Source organism: Streptomyces sp. NPDC016677 (assembly GCF_055562815.1).
In genome coordinates this window covers 194,493-211,916 of the sequence record NZ_JBVHEO010000011.1, presented here as the reverse complement: position 1 = coordinate 211,916, position 17,424 = coordinate 194,493, and the positions used below count along the sequence as shown (strand labels likewise).

The window sequence follows — 17,424 nt, the reverse complement described above, 5'->3', positions numbered from 1 at the left end:
CGACCCAAGGAGCACCCATGTGCGGAATCACCGGCTGGGTGGCGTTCGACCAGGACCTCACCCTGCGGGGCGACACGGCCGACGCCATGACCGCCACCCTCGCCGACCGCGGCCCCGACGAGGGCGGCGTACGCCTCCACCGGCACGCCGCCCTCGGCCACCGTCGCCTCGCCGTCATCGACCTGCCGGGCGGCGCCCAGCCCATGACGGCCGGCACCCCCGACGGGGACGTCACCCTCGTCTACTCCGGCGAGGTCTACAACCACCCCGAGCTGCGCGCCGAACTCCAGCGCCGGGGCCACCGGTTCACCACCCGCAGCGACACCGAGACCGTGCTGCGCGGCTACCTGGAGTGGGGCGAGGCCGTCGCCGAACGCCTCACCGGCATGTACGCCTTCGCCGTCTGGGACGAACGGCGACAGCGCCTCGTCCTGGTCCGCGACCGCATGGGCGTGAAGCCCCTCTACTACCACCGCACCCCCGACGGCGTCCTGTTCGGCTCCGAACCCAAGGCCGTCCTCGCCAACCCGGCCTTCCCGCGCCGCGTCGACACCTCCTGCCTGCGCGAACTCGTCGGCTTCACCAAGGCGCCCGGCTGGTCGCTGTGGAAGGACCTGTACGAGGTCGAGCCGGGGACCGTGCTGACCGTCGACCGCGACGGGATGCGCGAGCACACCTACTGGCGGCTGGAGACCGCCGAACACACCGACGACGCCGCCACGACCGTCGAACGGGTCGCCGCCCTGCTCGGCGAGATCGTGCCCGAGCAGTTCGTCTCCGACGTGCCGCAGTGCGTGCTGCTCTCCGGCGGCCTCGACTCCAGCGCCGTCACCGCCCTCGCCGCCCGCCGGCAGCGGGAGACCGGGGAGAAACTCCGCACCTTCTCCGTGGACTTCGCCGGGTACGAGGAGAACTTCCGGCCCGACGAGTTCCGCGACACCCCCGACGCCCCGTTCATCCGAGAGGTCGCCGCCCACGTCGGCGCCGACCACCGCAACGTCGTCCTGGACTCCCGCGCGCTCACCGACCCGGCACTGCGCCGCGCGGTGGTCGCCGCCCGCGACATGCCCATCGGCCTCGGCGACATCGACAGCTCCATGCTGCTGCTGTTCCGCGCCATCCGGGAGCAGTCGACCGTGGCCCTGTCCGGGGAGTTCGCCGACGAACTCTTCGGCGGCTACGTCTGGTTCCACCACCCGGCCGCCCGCGACGCCGACACCTTCCCCTGGCTCGCCTTCCAGAACACCTACACCGCCGACCGCGCCGAACCGCTCCGCCCCGCGCTGCGCACCGCCCTCGACATCGGCGGCTACGTCACCGACGAGTACGCCGGCGCCGTCGCCAAGGTCGAGCACCTGCCCGGCGAGGACGCCTTCGAACGCCGGATGCGCACCAGCAGCCACCTGCACATCACCCGGCTGGTGCGGGCCATGCTCGACCGCAAGGACCGCATGTCGATGGCGACCGGCCTGGAGGTCCGCGTCCCCTTCGCCGACCACCGCCTGGTCTCCTACGTCTACAACGCGCCCTGGTCCCTGAAGACCGTCGACGGCCGTGAGAAGGGCCTGCTGCGGCAGGCCGTCGCCCACCTGCTGCCCCGGTCCGTCACCGAGCGCGTCAAGAGCCCGTACCCGTCCACGCAGGACACGGCGTACGCCGCCGCCCTCCAGGAGCAGGTCCGCGAGGTGCTCACCGACCCCGGCCACCCGGTGTTCGCCGTCTTCGACCCCGACTGGGCCCGCTCCACCGCCGCCGCCGACCCGGCCGCCGTCACCGGCGCCGTCCGCACCGGCCTCGAACGCCTCCTGGACTTCCACGTCTGGGCCGACCTGTACCGCCCCACGCTGGACCTGCCGTGACCGGCGGCCCCTTCCCGCCGACGGGCCGGAGAACCCCGTGACCGGCGGCCTCCTTCCCGCCGGCGCACCGGAGAACCCCGTGACCGTCCCGTTCCCTGCCGTACCGAGCCACCGGAGAACCCCGTGACCACCGCCCCCCTCCCGCTCGACGAGACCTTCGTCCAGGACGCCCACACCGTCGCCGCGGGCCTGCGCGCCGCCTCACCCGTACGGTTCGTCGAACTCCCCGGCGGCTTCCCCGTCTGGCTCGTCACCGGCCACGAAGAGGCCCGCGCCGCCGTCACCGACCCCCGTTTCAGCAGCGACGGTGTCTACGACCGGCTGGAGCGGCTGCGCCTGGGCGGTGGCGAGGACACCGAGAGCCACTTCGCGCCCGAACTGGCCAAGAACCTCCTCAACCTCGACCCGCCGGACCACACCCGGCTGCGGTCCCTGATCACCAAGGTGTTCACCCCCGGCGCCGTCGCCCCGCTGCGCCCGCGCATCGAGGCCATCACCGACGAACTCCTGGACGCCATGGAGAAGTCCGGCCCGGACAGCGAACTCCTCGCCGACTACGCGCTGCCCCTGCCCATCCGCGTCATCTGCGAACTCCTCGGCGTCCCCTTCGAGGACCGCGACGACTTCACCGCCTGGACCCGCACCATGGTCGCCGCCGTCACCCCCGAGGAGATCGGCGCCGCCTCGATGCGCATGGCCGCCTACCTCGGTGACCTGGTCGAGGCCAAGCGCCGCGACCCCGGCGACGACCTGCTGACCCGCCTGGTGCACGTCAGCGAGGACGGCGACCGGCTCAGCCGCGACGAGCTGATCTCCACCGCCGTCGTCCTGCTGACCGGCGGCTTCGAGACCACCGTCAACCTCATCAGCAGCGGCGTCCTCGCCCTGCTGCGCCACCCCGAGCAGTTCGCGCTGCTCAAGGCGCGCCCCGACCTGCTGCCGCAGGCGGTGGAGGAGTTCCTGCGCTACGAGACCCCCAACAACCTCTCCAGCCCCCGCTACGCCACCGAGGACGTCGAACTCGGCGGTGTCACCGTCCCCGCCGGCCACTTCGTGATGGTGTCCTGGCTCGCCGCCAACCGCGACGCGCGGTTCGCCGAACCCGACCGGCTCGACATCACCCGCCCCGCCGGCGGCCACCTCGCCTTCGGCCACGGCATCCACTACTGCGTCGGCGCCGCCCTGGCCCGGCTGGAGGGCGAGATCGCCTTCGGTCGGCTCCTGGACCGCTTCCCCGACCTCGAACTGGCCGTGGACGAGTCCGCGTTGCGCTGGCGCTTCTCCACCGCCATGCACGGCCTGGAAGCCCTCCCGCTGCGCCTGGGCCCGGCCGCCCGCTGAGCCCGCTCCGCCACTCCGATATCCGCGATCCTTCCGACGGAGGACTCCTCGTGCCCCTGCTCGACGGATTCACCCCCTGGCCCGAACCCGCCGCCGCCCGCTACCGCGCCGGCGGCTACTGGACCGGCACCACCCTCGGCTCCGTCCTCCGGGACGGCGCCCGCCGCACCCCCGGACACACCGCGCTGGTCACCGACGGCCGGCGCCTCACCTACGCCGAACTGGACAAGGCCGCCGACCGGGTCGCCGCCGGCCTGCGCGCCCACGGGCTCAAAGCCGGCCACCGCCTGCTGGTCCACCTCCCCAACGGACTGCCGTTCGTCCTCACCCTGTTCGGCTGTTTCCGCGCCGCCGTCGTCCCCGTCCTCGCCCTGCCCGCCCACCGGGAGAGCGAACTCGTCCACCTCGCCCGCCTCTCCGGCGCCGCCGCCTGCGTCATGGCGGGCGGCGACCCCGAGCAGGAGCGCCTCGCCCGGACGGTGAGCGCCGCCGCCCACACCGTCCGCCACGTCTTCACCGTCGCCCCCGGCCCGTACCGGCCCTTCGACGCGCTCACCGCTGCCGAACCGGACCCCGGCGCCCCCGACGACGCCCGCCCCCAGGACGTCGCCGTCCTGCTGCTGTCCGGCGGTACCACCGGCCTGCCCAAACTCATCCCGCGCACCCACGACGACTACGCCTACAACCTGCGCGCCAGCGCCCGCGTCACCGGCCTCGACGACTCCACGGTCACCCTCCTCGCCCTGCCCGCCGCCCACAACTTCGCCCTCGCCTGCCCCGGACTGCTCGGCACCCTGCACGCCGGCGGCACCACCGTCCTGGCCCCCTCGCCCGACCCGGAGACCGCCTTCGGCCTGATCGCCCGCGAACGCGTCACCACCGTCGCCCTGGTCCCCCCGCTGGTGCTGGCCTGGCTGGACGCCGCCGAACTCCTCGCCCCCGACCTCAGCAGCCTCACCCTCCTCCAGGCGGGCGGCGCCCGCCTCAAGGAGGAGGCCGCCCGCCGTGTACGCCCGGTCCTCGGCTGCGCCCTGCAGCAGGTGTACGGCATGGCCGAGGGGCTGCTGAACTTCACCCGCCTCGACGACCCCGACGAGACGGTGTTCACCAGCCAGGGCCGCCCGCTGTCCGACGCCGACGAGGTACGGGTCGTCGGCCCCGACGGCACCGACGTCCCCGACGGCGAGACCGGCGAGCTGTGGACGCGCGGCCCCTACACCCTGCGCGGCTACTTCCGCGCCGAGCAGCACAACGCCACCGCCTTCACCCCCGACGGCTTCTACCGCTCCGGCGACCTGGTGCGGCGGCTGCCCGGCGGGAACCTCGTGGTGGAGGGCCGCCTGAAGGACGTCATCAACCGGGGCGGTGACAAGGTCCCGGTGGAGGAGGTCGAGAACCAACTCCTCGCCCACCCCCACGTGCACGACGTGGCCCTGGTCGGCTTCCCCGACCCCGACATGGGCGAGCGCACCTGCGCCTTCGTCGTCCCCCGGGGCGAGGCCCCCACCCGGCGCGACCTCATCGACCACCTCGTCGGCCGGGGCGTCGCGGCCTTCAAACACCCCGACCGGGTCCGCACCGTCGACCGCTTCCCCCGTACCGGCGCGGGCAAGGTCGACCGGGCGGCCCTCGCCCGCACGCTGAACACCGTCGCGGAGGCCCTGTGAGCACGCCCGCCTCCGGTCCGGGGACGCCCGCCTCGGGCTCGGACACGTCTGTGCCGGGTCCAAGGGAGCGTGCCTCCGGCCCGGGCGCGTCCGCGCCGGCCCCGGACCCGCCCGCCGCCTGCCCCTACCCCTTCGACACCCCCGACGGCCTGGACCTGGCCGACGCCTACCGCGTCGCCCAGCGCACCCCCGGCCTGCTCCGCGTCCGACTGCCCTACGGCGAACCGGCCTGGCTCGTCACCCGCCACCACGACGCCCGCGCCGTCCTCGCCGACGCCCGCTTCTCCCGCGCGGACGCCGGACGGGACGCGCCCCGCACCACCCCGGTCAGCCCCATCGGCCTGGTCGCCACCGACCCGCCCGACCACACCCGGCTGCGCCGCCCCGCCGCCCGCGCGTTCACCCCGCGCCGGGCCCAGGCGCTGCGCCCGCGCGTCAGGGAGATCGCCGAGGACGCCGTCCGCCGCATGGCGGCCACCGGCGCCCCCGCCGACCTGGTGGAGCACGTCGCGCTGCCCGTGCCCATCGCGGTCATCTGCGAACTGCTCGGCGTCCCCGCCGAGGACCGTGACCGCTTCCGCGGCTGGAGCGACACCGTGCTGTCCACCAGCGGCGCCGGACCGCACGACGTCCTGGCCGCCACCGCCGCGCTCAAGGAGTACATGGGAGACCTGCTCGACCGCCGGCGGGCCGACCCCGCCGACGACCTGATGACCGCGCTGCTGCACGCCGGCGACGAGGACGCCCCGGACGGCGGGGCCTCGCGGGAGGAACTCGTCGAACTGTGCGTCGCGATCCTGCTCGGCGGCTACGAGACCACCGCCGCCCAGCTCGCCAACTTCACCTGGGTACTGCTCACCGAACGCCCCGACGCCCTGGCCGAGCTGGCCGGCCGTCCCGACCGGGCCCGCGCCTGGGTCGAGGAACTGCTCCGGTACGTCCCGCTGGCCGCGTCCGCCTCCCTGCCGCGCTACGCCCTGGAGGACGTACAGGTCGGCGGCGTGAAGGTGCGCGCCGGTGAACCCGTCCTGGTCGCGATCGGCGCCGCCGACCGTGACGCCCTGCGCTACCCGAGGCCCGACCGCCTCGAACCCGACCGGGACACCTCCGGGCACCTCGCCTTCGGCCACGGCATCCACCACTGCGCCGGCGCCGCCCTGGCCCGGGTCGAACTCCAGGAGGGCCTGACCGCCCTCGCCCGGCTGCTGCCCGGCCTGCGTCCGGCCGGTGAGCCCACCTGGAGGCCGGCCGCCTTCCTGCGCGGCCCGGTCGCCCTGCCCGTGCGCTGGTGACACCACCGGGCCCCCGCACCCCCGCCCCGCCCGACGCCGGACCGCGCGCCACCGCGCCCCGCGGGACAGCCCCGCCCCGCCCGACGCCGGACCGCGCGCCACCGCGCCCCGCGGGACAGCCCCGCAGCGCCCCGCGGGACAGCCCCGCAGCGCCTTGCGGGGCAGCGCCGCGCACCGTGCGACAGCCCCGGCGCACCCGCGAGACACCCCCGCGCACCCGTTGAGACAGCCCCGCGCACCCGCGAGACAGAAGGAAGACCGTGCTGACCGACCCGACCGACCAGACAGCCACGACCGGCCAGACCGATCAGACCGGCCAGACCGCCCCGATCGACAAGGCGGCAGCGGCCAGGACGGACCCGGCCGCCGCCGAACTGACGGACCTCCACGCCCTGCGCGCCCGCCTCGCCTCGGTCCTCGACCTGTCGCCCGACGCCGTCCACGACGACGAGAACCTCATCGCCCTCGGCCTGGACTCCATCACCCTCATGAAGCTGGCGGCCCGCTGGCGCCGCGCCGGGGCCGACCTCACCTTCGGCGCCCTCGCGGCCCACCCGACCCCGGCCGCCTGGCACGCACTCCTCGCCACCCGTACGCAGCCCGACACCACCGCCGACACCACTCCCGACACCACCCCCGTCACCACCCCCGCGAGCGGCCGGCCGACCGGCCCCTTCCCGCTGGCCCTGATGCAGCACGCCTACTGGGCCGGACGGTCCCCCGGGCAGCGGCTCGGCGGGGTGGCCGCGCACTTCTACCACGAGTTCGACGGCACCGGCGTCGACCCCGACCGCCTCCAGGACGCCGTACGGTCCGTCCTCGCCCGGCACGACATGCTCCGCGTCCGCGTCCTCGACGACGGCACCCAGGAGATCCTCGGCACCGCCCCCTGGCCCGGCCTCCGCGTCACCGACCTGCGCCACGAGACCGCCGAGCGGGCCGGGGCGGAACTGGAGCGCCTGCGCGCCGCGTTGTCCCACCGCACCCTGGACATCGGAGCCGGCGAGGTCTTCGACGTACGGCTCACCCTGCTGCCGGACGGCCGCACCCGTACCCACGTCAACCTCGACATGATCGCCGCCGACGCGCTCAGCCTGCGCGTCCTGCTGGCCGACCTCGCCGACGCCTACACCGCGGGCGGCCAGGTGCCCCGGGCCGAGCCCGGCTACTCCTTCCGCCGCTACCTGTCCGACCGGGAGGCCCACCGGGCCGGTCCCGGCCGCGCCGCGCGGGAAGCGGACCGGGCCTGGTGGCGGGAGCGCCTCGACGCGCTCCCCGGGCCGCCGGAACTGCCCGCCGCCGGTCACGACGCCGACGCCACGACCGTCGTGCGCAGGCACCGCCTGCTCGCCCCCGAACGGGCCGCCGCCTTCGGGGCGCGGGCCCGCGCCCACGGCCTGACCCCGGCGCTCGCCCTCACCGCCGTCTTCGCCGAGGTCCTCACCGCCTGGTCCGCCGAGCCCTCCTTCCTGCTCAACCTCCCCCTGTTCGACCGCGAGCCGCTGCACCCCGACGTCGACGCCCTGGTCGGCGACTTCACCTCCTCGGTCCTGCTCGCCTGGGACGGCACCGCGCCGGGCGGCTTCGCCGACCGGGCCGGACGGCTCCAGGAGCGCTTCCACGCCGACGCCGCGCACGCCCGGCACTCCGGCGTGGAGGTGCTGCGCGACCTGACCCGCCGCCGCGGCGCCCAGCTGCTCGCCCCCGTGGTGCACACCAGCGCCCTGGGCCTCGGCCCGCTCTTCCCGGCCTCCGTCACCCGTGTCTTCGGGGAAGCGGTGTGGATCATCTCGCAGGGCCCGCAGGTCTGGCTGGACGCCCAGATCACCGAACTCGACGGCGGACTCCTCGTCAACTGGGACGCCCGCGAGGCCGCGTTCGCGCCCGGCGTGCTGGACGCCATGTTCGCCGCGTACGAGGGTCTCCTGGACCGGCTCACCGACGACCCGGGCGCGTGGACCGCCCCGGTCGGCGACCTGCTGCCCGCCGCCCAGCGGCGCACCCGGCACGCCGCCGCCGACGAGGACGGCACGGGCCGTCCGCCCGGCGCCGGACTCCGCCTCCACGACGAGTTCTTCCGCCACGCCGCCACCGCGCCCGACGCCCCCGCCCTGCTCGGCGACGACACCGCGCACCACACCTACGGCGACCTCGCCGCCCGCGCCCTCACCGTCGCGGGCCACCTGCGCGCCCGGGGAGTGCGCCCCGGCGACCTGGTCGCCGTCAGCCTGCCCAAGGGCCCCGAGCAGGCCGTCGCGGTCCTCGGCGTCCTCGCGGCCGGCGCCGCCTACCTCCCCGTGGCCGTCGACCAGCCCCCCGCGCGCCGCGCCCGCGTCCTCGCCTCCGCCGGCGCCCGCCTGCTCCTGGACGACCTGGCCGCGGCCCGCACCGCCGAGCCCCTGCCCGCCCCCGTGCCCGGCTCACCCGACGACCTCGCCTACGTCCTGTACACCTCGGGCTCGACGGGCGAACCCAAGGGCGTCGAGGTGGCCCACGCGGCGGCGATGTGTACCGTGGCCGACCTCCGGGCCCGCCTCGGACTCGGCCCCGCCGACCGCGCCCTCGCCCTCTCCGCGCTGGAGTTCGACCTCTCCGTCTTCGACCTGTTCGCGCCGCTGAGCACCGGCGGCGCGGTGATCTGCGTCCGGGAACCGGAGCGCCGGGACGCCGACGCCTGGCTGCGTCTGGCGCACACCCACCGGGCGACCGTACTGAACTGCGTACCCGCCCTGCTGGACATGCTGCTCACCGTCGCGGAGACGCAGACCACCCCGCTGCCCCTGCGGGCGGTCCTGCTCGGCGGCGACCGGGTCACCCCGGACCTCGCCGAACGGCTCGCCCGCCGGGCTCCCGACTGCCTCTTCGCCGGCCTCGGCGGCACCACCGAGACCGCCATCCACTCCACCTGGCAGCAGGTCACCCTCCCCGTCCCGAAGGACTGGAGCATCGTTCCCTACGGTCGTCCGCTCACCGGCGTGCGCTGCCGGGTCGTCGACCCGCTCGGCCGGGACCGCCCCGACTGGGTGCCCGGTGAGCTGTGGATCGGCGGCGGGGGAGTGGCCCGCGGCTACCGCGGCGACCCCGAACGCACCGCCGACCGCTTCGTCGACCACGACGGCGTGCGCTGGTACCGCACCGGCGACCGCGCCCGCTACCGCCCCGACGGCCACCTGGAGTTCCTCGGCCGCGCCGACCACCAGGTCAAGGTGCGCGGCCACCGTGTCGAACTGGGCGAGATCGAGGCCGCGCTGACCGCCCACCCCGACGTGGCGCGGGCCGTGGCGGTCCTGCTGCCCACCCGCCGGCTGGCCGCGGCGGCCGTCCCCGTCCCCGGCCGCCGGCCCACGCCCGCCGGCCTCGCGGAGCACCTCGGCACCCTCCTGCCGCCCGCCATGCTCCCGGACACCACGGCCGTGCTCACCGAACTCCCCCTGACCCGCAACGGCAAGACCGACCGCGCCGCGGTCACCGCCCAGTTGGCCGACCGGACCATGCCCGACCGGCACGAGCCGCCCCGCACCGACACCGAGCGCCTCGTCGCCGCCGCCTGGCAGGACGTCCTCGGCATCCCCTCGCCCGGCCCCGGCCGCACCGACGACTTCTTCGCCCTCGGCGGCGACTCCCTGCTGGCCACCCGGCTCCTCACCCGGCTCCGCGCCGACGGCGCCCGGGGCACCGCCCTCAGCGCCCTGTTCGCCCACCCGGTCCTCGCCGACTTCGCCGAGACCGTCCACCTCGGCCCGGCCCGCCCGCCGGTCCGGCCGCCCGCCGCCGACCCCGCGCACCGCCACGACCCGTTCCCGCCCACCGACGTCCAGCTCGCCTACTGGCTCGGCCGCGGCGAGGAGTTCACCCTGGGCGGTGTGGGCTGCCACTTCTACCGCGAGTACGACATACCCGGTCTGGACGTGGCCCGCCTGGAGGAGGCCGTCAACCGCCTCGTCGCCCGGCACGAGATGCTCCGGGCCGTCTTCGACACCGACGGCCACCAGCGCGTCCTGCCCGAGGTGCCCCGCTTCACGGTCGAGGTCACCGACGCCGGACCGGACCCCGAGGCGGCCCGCTCCGCCCTGCGCGACACCTGGTCCCACCATGTCTTCGACCCCGGCCGCTGGCCCCTGTTCAGCGTCGCCGCCGTCCGCGACGAGCAGCGGGTACGGCTCGCCGTCGGCATGGACAACCTGGTCCTGGACGCCCTGAGCATCCTCACCTTCTACGCCGAACTCTCCGCCCTCTACGCCGACCCGGACGCCGGACTGCCGCCCGTGGACGTCTCCTTCCGCGACCACGTCCTGGCCGCCCGGCCCGACCCCGGCGAACTGGAGGCCGCCGAACGCCACTGGGACCAGCGGCTGGACACCCTGCCCGCCGCCCCCCGGCTGCCGCTCGCGTGCGACCCGGCCGACCTCTCCAGGCCCCGCTTCGCCCGGCGCACCGCCGTCCTCGACGCCGCCGCCCGGCGCGCCCTGGAGGAACGCGCCCGCGCCCACGGCGTCACCCCGTCCGCCGTCCTGCTCACGGCGTACTGCGAGGTGCTGTCCCGGTGGAGCGCCGAGCCGGACCTCACCGTCAACCTCACCCTGTTCGACCGGCGGGAGGCCCATCCGCACATCACCCGGGTGCTGGGCGACTTCACCTCCCTCGTCCTGGTCGGCCACGAGCACCGGCCCGGCGAGCCCTGGCTGACCGGCGCCCGCCGCACCCAGCGCGAACTGTGGGAGGCCCTCGACCACCGCTCCCTGACCGCCGTCCAGGTACTGCGCCGGCTCGCCCGCCGCACCGGACAGGCCGACGTCACCATGCCCGTCGTCTTCACCAGCGCCCTCGGCCTGGACACCGGCGACGACCCGGCCGGCCTCTTCACCGACCAGGTGTACGGCATCACCCAGACCCCGCAGGTCTGGCTGGACCACCAGGCCGTGGAGCGGCGCACCCCCGAGGGCACCGTGATCGACCTGCACTGGGACGCGGTGGAGGACCTGTTCCCCGAGGGCGTCCTCGACGCCATGTTCGCCGCGTACACCGCCCACCTGCGCGCCCTGCTGGAGGCCGACTGGACCGCGCACCGCCCGGTCCCCCTCCCGGCCGCCCAGCGCGCCGCGCGCGACCGGGCCAACGACACGGCCGCACCCGGGCGGGAGACCTCCCTGCACACACCGTTCTTCCGCAACGCCGCCGCCCGCCCACACGCCCCGGCGCTCCTCGCCGGCGACACCACCGTGACCTACGGCGAACTGTCGCTGCGGGCCCGCCGGATCGCCGCCCTGCTGACCGCGCACGACGTCCGCCCCGGCGAACCCGTCGCCGTCAGCCTGCCCAAGGGCCCGGACCAGATCGCCGCCGTCCTCGGCGTCCTCGCCGCCGGCGCGGCCTACGTCCCCGTCGGCGTCGACCAGCCACCGGCCCGCCGGGACCGCATCCTCACCGGGGCGGGCGTACGCCTGGCCCTGACCGAGGACACCGCCGGCGACTGGCCGGCCCTACCCCTGCCCCTCGCCGAGGCGGACCGGCACGAGCCGCTCCGGGCCCCGGCCGTCGCCCCGCCGGACCAACTGGCGTACGTCGTCTTCACCTCCGGGTCCACCGGCGACCCCAAGGGCGTCGAGATCACCCACGGCGCCGCTGCCAACACGGTCGAGGACATCGACGACCGCTACGGGGTGGGCGCCGGCGACCGCGTCCTGGCCGTCTCCGCCCTGGACTTCGACCTCTCGGTGTACGACGTCTTCGGCCTGCTGTCGGCCGGCGGCGCGCTGGTCACCGTCGCCGAGGACGAGCGCCGCGACGCCGAGCGGTGGGCCGACCTGTGCGTCCGGCACGGGGTGACCGTCTGGAACACCGTCCCGGCCCTGCTGGACATGCTGCTGACGGTGGCCGAGCACCAGCCCGGCCGGGTGCCCGGCACGCTGCGGCTGGCGCTGCTGTCCGGTGACTGGATCGGCCTCGACCTGCCGGGGCGGCTGTCCGCACTGGTCCCCGCGGCCCGGCTCGTCGCGCTGGGCGGCGCCACGGAGGCGGCGATCTGGTCCAACGCCCACGACGTCGAGCGTCCGCTCCCGGGCTGGCCGTCCATCCCGTACGGCAGGCCGCTGCGCAACCAGCGCTACCGGGTCGTCGACCCGCACAGCGGCGCCGACCGGCCCGACTGGGTGCCCGGCGAGCTGTGGATCGGGGGCGCCGGCCTCGCCCGCGGCTACCGGGGCGCACCCGACCTGACGGCGTCCCGGTTCGTCATGGACGGCGGTCTGCGCTGGTACCGCACCGGCGACCTCGGCCGGTACCGGCCCGGGGGTGTGCTGGAGTTCCTCGGCCGCACCGACGACCAGGTGAAGATCAGGGGCCACCGCATCGAGCTGGGGGAGATCGAGACCGCGCTGTCCGCGCACCCGGCGGTGACCCGCGCCGCGGTCGCCGTCCTGGGCACCGGCGCCGCACGTGAGCTGGTGGCGGCCGTCGTACCCGCCGACGGCCACGACGGCGCGGCGCTCCCGGAGCAGCTGCCGCGCTGGCTGGCGGACCGGCTGCCGCCCGCGATGGTGCCGCGCCGGATCGCGACGCTGCCCGCCGTCCCCCTGACCGCCAACGGCAAGGTGGACCGGCGGGCGGTGACCGCGGCCGTGGCGGCGGACCGGAACCTCGGGCAGGACCCGGCGGACCGGGAACTCGACCAGGTCGAACGGTCGGTGGCACGGCTGTGGGAGAGCGTCCTGGACACCTCGGTGCGCACGGCGGAGGACAACTTCTTCACCCTCGGCGGGGACAGCGTCCAGGCGGTCCGGCTCGTCGAACGGGCCGCCGGTGAACTCGGCGTACGGCTGCCCCTCGCCCGCTTCTTCGCCCGGCCGACCGTCGGCGCCTTCGCCGACCTCGCCCGCGCCCGGACGCGGGCGGGGAGCACGGAGACGGAGAGCATGGAGGAAGGGGTGCTCTGAGCACCGGCCGCGGGGCCTGACACCTGTGTGCCGCGCCTTCCGGGCGCGGCACACAGGTGTCGTCAGGCGTCCGTACGGCCGGTATGGCAGTCGTCGCACATGCCGGTCAGCTCCAGCGTGTGGTCCACGTCGTGGAAGCCGGTGACGCGCGCGATGTCCGCCGCCCACCGTTCGACCTCGTCGGAGTCGACGGCGAGACTGAGGCCGCAGCGCCGGCACAGCAGGTAGTGCCGGTGGCCGTCGGCGGGCCGGGGCCGGTAGAGACGCTCGCCGTCGCTGTCGCGCACCATGTCCACCTGGCCGGCGGACTCCAGCAGATGGAGCGTGCGGTAGACGGTGGTCAGGCCGACCTCGACCCCGTCGGCCGTGAGCGCCGCGTGCAGGGTCTGGGCCGAGGTGAAGCCGTCGCACGCGGTCAACGCCTCCAGGACGGCTGCCCGTTGCGGGGTGAAGCGCCAAGCGCCGCGGGTCGTTCCGTACATCGGTGTGCCTCCGTCACGGCGGGAACGGCCCGCCCCCGGTCAGACGGCCGCTGCCAGGGACGACGGTCCGTGGTCGTGATCGTGCGCGCAGACCTCCCCGGTGTCCCAGCCGGGGAACGGATCGGCCTCGGGCACCGGTTCCCCCTCGGCCAGCAGACAGCCGGCCAGGGCGCTCCGCAGCGCTTCGGCCCGCAGGCCGACGCCGATGAAGACCAGCTCCTGGGCGTCGGGCAGTTCGGCGTCGCGCGTGCCGGAGGGCTCGAACCGGGCGACGGAACCGGCCTGCGACCACAGCCCCGTCACGCCCTCGCGGCCCGCCAGGGAGAAGAACCCCTTGGACCGCAGGACGCGGCCGTACGCCCCGCTGTCCAGGCCCTCGGTGACGAACTCCCAGAGCCGGCCGGGGTGGAACGGCGCCGCCGACCGGAAGACCAGGGAGGAGATGCCGTACTCCTCGGTCTCCGGCACATGGTCCCCGTTCAGCTCGCGCACCCAGCCCGGCGCCTGCTGGGCGTGTTGCAGGTCGAACCGCCCGGTCTCCAGGACGTCCCGGACGTCGACCCGCCCGAGCACCGAGGTGATCAGCCGGGCGCGGGGGTTGAGCCGGGTCAGCACCCCGCGCAGCCGGGCGGCTTCGGCGTCGCCCACCAGGTCCAGCTTGTTGAGCACCAGCACGTCCGCGAACTCCACCTGGTCGATCAGCAGATCGCTGACGGTGCGCTCGTCGTCCTCGTACGGGGCCAGCCCGCGCTCGGCCAGGTCGTCACCGCGGTCGAGTTCGGCCAGGAAGCCGGCCGCGTCGACCACGGTGACCATGGTGTCCAGCCGTGCCACGTCGTCCAGGGTGGCGCCGTCGTCGCGGGCGAAGGCGAAGGTGGCGGCCACCGGCATGGGTTCGGAGATGCCGCTGGACTCGATGAGCAGGTAGTCGAAGCGGCCCTCCCGGGCGAGCCGGTCGACCTCGTCGAGCAGGTCGTCCCTGAGGGTGCAGCAGATGCAGCCGTTGGTCATCTCCACCAGCCGCTCCTCGGTCCGGGAGAGCGCGGCCTCGCCGCCGCGCACCAGCGCGGCGTCGATGTTGATCTCACTCATGTCGTTGACGATCACCGCCACGCGCAGGCCCTCGCGATGGGTGAGGACGTGGTTGAGCAGTGTCGTCTTCCCGGCGCCGAGGAAACCCGAGAGCACGGTGACGGGAAGGCGTCGCGACGGCGGCCTCTCAACGGCCATGGAGCGGTTCCTTTCGTGGGGGGGGGTGTAGGGGAGAAGGGGCGGGGCGTGGTGCTACGGGAGCCGCAGGAGGCCGAGCCGGTACTCCTCGACCTGCGGCAGACGCTGCCGTGCCAGGCCGGAGAGCATCTCCCGGTAGGGGCCGGGCAGACGGTCGCGCAGGGGTGACGGCAGAGCGGCGACGGTGCACGAGGCGAGCACCTCGGTGCCCGGGAGCCAGGCGGCGACGTCGGCGGGACCGGCGCAGGCCCACCGCATCCGCGCCTCGACCTTGCTGAGCGCGTCGTGCTCGTCCTGCGCGCCGACGATGCCGGGGCCGGCGGTGTCCAGGGCCAGCAGGGAGCCCGGGAACCGTCCGGCGAGACCGGCGACGACGCCGCGCACGTCGCCCTCCGTGAGGAACGGCAGGACGGCTTCGGCGGCGAAGAAGTACGGGCCCCTCGACCCGGCGGCGACCGTTTCCGCCCAGGACAGGTCGGTGACGGAGGCGGCGATCGACGTCCGGCGCGCGGTGTCGGCGAAGAAGGACCGCCGCAGGCCGGCCACGTCGGGCAGGTCCAGTTCGAACCAGCGGGCCCGGCCGTTGTCGACCCGCTCGTGACGGGTGTTCAGCCCGGCGCCGAGCTCCACCACCGTCCCCTCGGGGAAGCCGGTGAGGAACTCCGACACCCAGTGGTCGAACAGGGCGGTGCGCAGGACCGAACCCACCAGACTGGGCAGACCGTCGAAGCGGGTGAAGTCGTAGTCGATCGCCGCGACGATCTCCTCGGCCCGGGGATCGCGCAGTGCCGGTTCGGGCTTGCGGTTCTCCACCGCACGCCCGTACAGCGGGATCAGCAGGGTCTCCTGCACCGTGCCGGGTGACACCTCACGCCGTGCCGTCATGGCCGCCTCCAGAGCCTGCGGAGATGAGTGGAACCACGACGCTATATGAAAACGGTGTTCATTGTTAATGGTGCGGTCGGCGGCACCTCGCCGCCGACGGTGACCGGTCGCGTCCCCGCCGTCAGGCCGGCTGCCAGATCTCGGCCAGCGCGGAGGTGGTGAGCACCTGGTCGGGAGGTCCCTGTCCGGCGAGGTGTCCGTCGCGGAGCAGCAGGCAGGCGTCCGCCGAGCGGGCGGCCGCCAGGTCGTGCGTGGCCTGTACGACCGTCACGCCGTCGGCCACGAGGTCCCTCAGCAGGAGCCCGATCCGTTCCCTGGCCCGCGGGTCCAGGCCCGTGGTCGGCTCGTCGAGCAGCAGGAGGTCGGACCCCTGTGCCAGCCCCTGGGCGATCAGGGCCCGTTGCCGCTGGCCGCCCGACAGTTCGCCCAGTTGCCGTGCGGCGAGGTCGCCGATGCCGAGCCGGTCGAGCGCGGCGTCCACCGTCGCGTGATCGCGCCGGGTCAGCCGGCGCCAGGGGCCGCGCTCGCCCCAGCGGCCCATCTCCACGGTCTGCCGGACGGTGAGCGGCAGGGTGTCACCGACGGCCCCGCGCTGCGGCACGAAGGCGGGCGGCAGCTCCCCGTGGTGGTGCGTCTCGCCGGATGTCGGGCGGATCACACCGGCGAGAACGCCGAGCAGGGTCGACTTGCCGCTGCCGTTCGGCCCGACCAGCGCGGTCGTGGCCAACCCTGGTATGTCCGCGCTGAGTTCGCGCAGGACGGGGCGGCCCGGATAGCCGGCGCACAGCTCGGTGAGGCGGACGCGCGCGGTCCGTTCCTGGGGCGGGGCGGGCGAGGGGCCGGGTTTTTTGAACATGGTTTTCATTGTAGTGTCCTCGCCATGGACTGGTTGACGGCCCCGTTCGAGGTCACCTTCGTGCAGCGCGCCCTGTGGGGCGGGATCCTGGTGTCCGCGATCTGCGCGCTCGCCGGAACCTGGGTGGTGCTCAGGGGGATGGCCTTCCTCGGCGACGCCATGTCCCACGGGCTGCTGCCGGGGGTGGCGCTGGCGGCGCTGCTGGGCAGCAACCTGATGGTCGGCGCGGTGGTGAGCGCGACCGTGATGACGGCCGGCGTCACCGCGCTCGGACGGACGCCCCGGCTCTCCCAGGACACCGGGATCGGGCTGCTGTTCGTCGGCATGCTCTCGCTCGGCGTCATCATCGTGTCGCGGTCGCAGTCCTTCGCGGTGGACCTGACCGGCTTCCTCTTCGGCGACGTGCTCGCCGTCCGCGAGCAGGACCTCTTCCTCCTGGCGGGCGCGCTGCTGGCGGCCCTGGTCGTGTCGGTCCTGGGCCACCGGGCCTTCCTCGCCCTCACCTTCGACTCCCGCAAGGCGCAGACCCTGGGGCTGCGCCCGCGCCTCGCGCACGCCGTGCTGCTCGGCCTGCTGGGCCTGGCGATCGTCGCCTCGTTCCACATCGTCGGCACCCTGCTCGTCCTCGGCCTGCTCATCGCCCCGCCGGCCGCCGCCCTGCCGTGGGCCCGCGGGGTACGCGGGGTGATGGTCCTGGCCGCGCTCCTCGGCGCCGTCGCCACCTTCGGCGGGCTGCTCCTGTCCTGGCATCTGAGCACCGCCGCCGGAGCGACCGTCTCCGCCCTCGCGGTGAGCCTGTTCTTCCTCTCCCACCTGGCGTCCGGCCTCCGCCACCGCCGCGCGCGCCCCGCCGCCACCCCTGCCCTGTGAAGCCGACCGA

Annotated in this window: 10 protein-coding genes; 6 read left to right on the top strand and 4 right to left on the bottom strand. The window is 75.1% G+C overall.

Annotated elements, in window-relative coordinates:
- The first annotated feature begins 17 nt into the window (after positions 1–17).
- From asnB to ACZ3IG_RS26505, 5 genes are all read left to right on the top strand, one after another.
- Positions 18–1,859 carry an asparagine synthase (glutamine-hydrolyzing) gene (gene asnB / locus ACZ3IG_RS26525; RefSeq protein ID WP_467435156.1) on the top strand — a complete coding sequence of 614 codons (1,842 nt, stop codon included), beginning with the start codon at positions 18–20 and terminating at the stop codon, positions 1,857–1,859.
- Positions 1,860–1,982: 123 nt separating this feature from the next.
- On the top strand, positions 1,983–3,200 hold the full coding sequence (locus ACZ3IG_RS26520; RefSeq protein ID WP_467435154.1) for a cytochrome P450 family protein: 1,218 nt from the start codon (positions 1,983–1,985) through the stop codon (positions 3,198–3,200).
- A gap of 50 nt (positions 3,201–3,250) precedes the next feature.
- Positions 3,251–4,867, top strand: coding sequence for a (2,3-dihydroxybenzoyl)adenylate synthase (locus ACZ3IG_RS26515; RefSeq protein WP_467435153.1), 1,617 nt, complete (start codon positions 3,251–3,253; stop codon positions 4,865–4,867).
- Between the two features lie 149 nt (positions 4,868–5,016).
- Positions 5,017–6,159 (top strand): cytochrome P450, encoded by a 1,143-nt coding sequence (locus ACZ3IG_RS26510; RefSeq protein ID WP_467435182.1) that lies wholly within the window; start codon positions 5,017–5,019, stop codon positions 6,157–6,159.
- A 260-nt stretch (positions 6,160–6,419) separates the two neighbouring features.
- Positions 6,420–13,091, top strand: coding sequence for an amino acid adenylation domain-containing protein (locus ACZ3IG_RS26505; protein WP_467435152.1), 6,672 nt, complete (start codon positions 6,420–6,422; stop codon positions 13,089–13,091).
- 62 nt (positions 13,092–13,153) lie between these two features.
- Here the strand turns inward: ACZ3IG_RS26505 and ACZ3IG_RS26500 are convergent, their stop codons facing one another.
- The 4 genes from ACZ3IG_RS26500 to aztA all read right to left on the bottom strand — a co-directional run bounded on the left by ACZ3IG_RS26500 (position 13,154) and on the right by aztA (position 16,553).
- The gene (locus tag ACZ3IG_RS26500) at positions 13,154–13,573 is read right to left on the bottom strand and encodes a Fur family transcriptional regulator (protein WP_403539998.1); all 420 of its coding nucleotides are present in this window, start codon (positions 13,571–13,573) and stop codon (positions 13,154–13,156) included.
- Positions 13,574–13,612: 39 nt separating this feature from the next.
- Entirely contained in the window at positions 13,613–14,803 is a 1,191-nt protein-coding gene (locus ACZ3IG_RS26495) for a GTP-binding protein (RefSeq protein ID WP_467435151.1), read from the bottom strand.
- A 54-nt stretch (positions 14,804–14,857) separates the two neighbouring features.
- A complete protein-coding gene (locus ACZ3IG_RS26490) occupies positions 14,858–15,688 on the bottom strand; it encodes a class I SAM-dependent methyltransferase (RefSeq protein WP_467435150.1) in 831 nt (276 codons plus the stop codon).
- Positions 15,689–15,809: 121 nt separating this feature from the next.
- Entirely contained in the window at positions 15,810–16,553 is a 744-nt protein-coding gene (aztA, locus tag ACZ3IG_RS26485) for a zinc ABC transporter ATP-binding protein AztA (RefSeq protein ID WP_467435149.1), read from the bottom strand.
- 15 nt (positions 16,554–16,568) lie between these two features.
- On the opposite strand from aztA, the gene aztB reads away from it, so the two are divergent.
- The gene (aztB, locus tag ACZ3IG_RS26480) at positions 16,569–17,414 is read left to right on the top strand and encodes a zinc ABC transporter permease AztB (RefSeq protein WP_467435148.1); all 846 of its coding nucleotides are present in this window, start codon (positions 16,569–16,571) and stop codon (positions 17,412–17,414) included.
- The last annotated feature ends 10 nt before the right edge of the window (positions 17,415–17,424 follow it).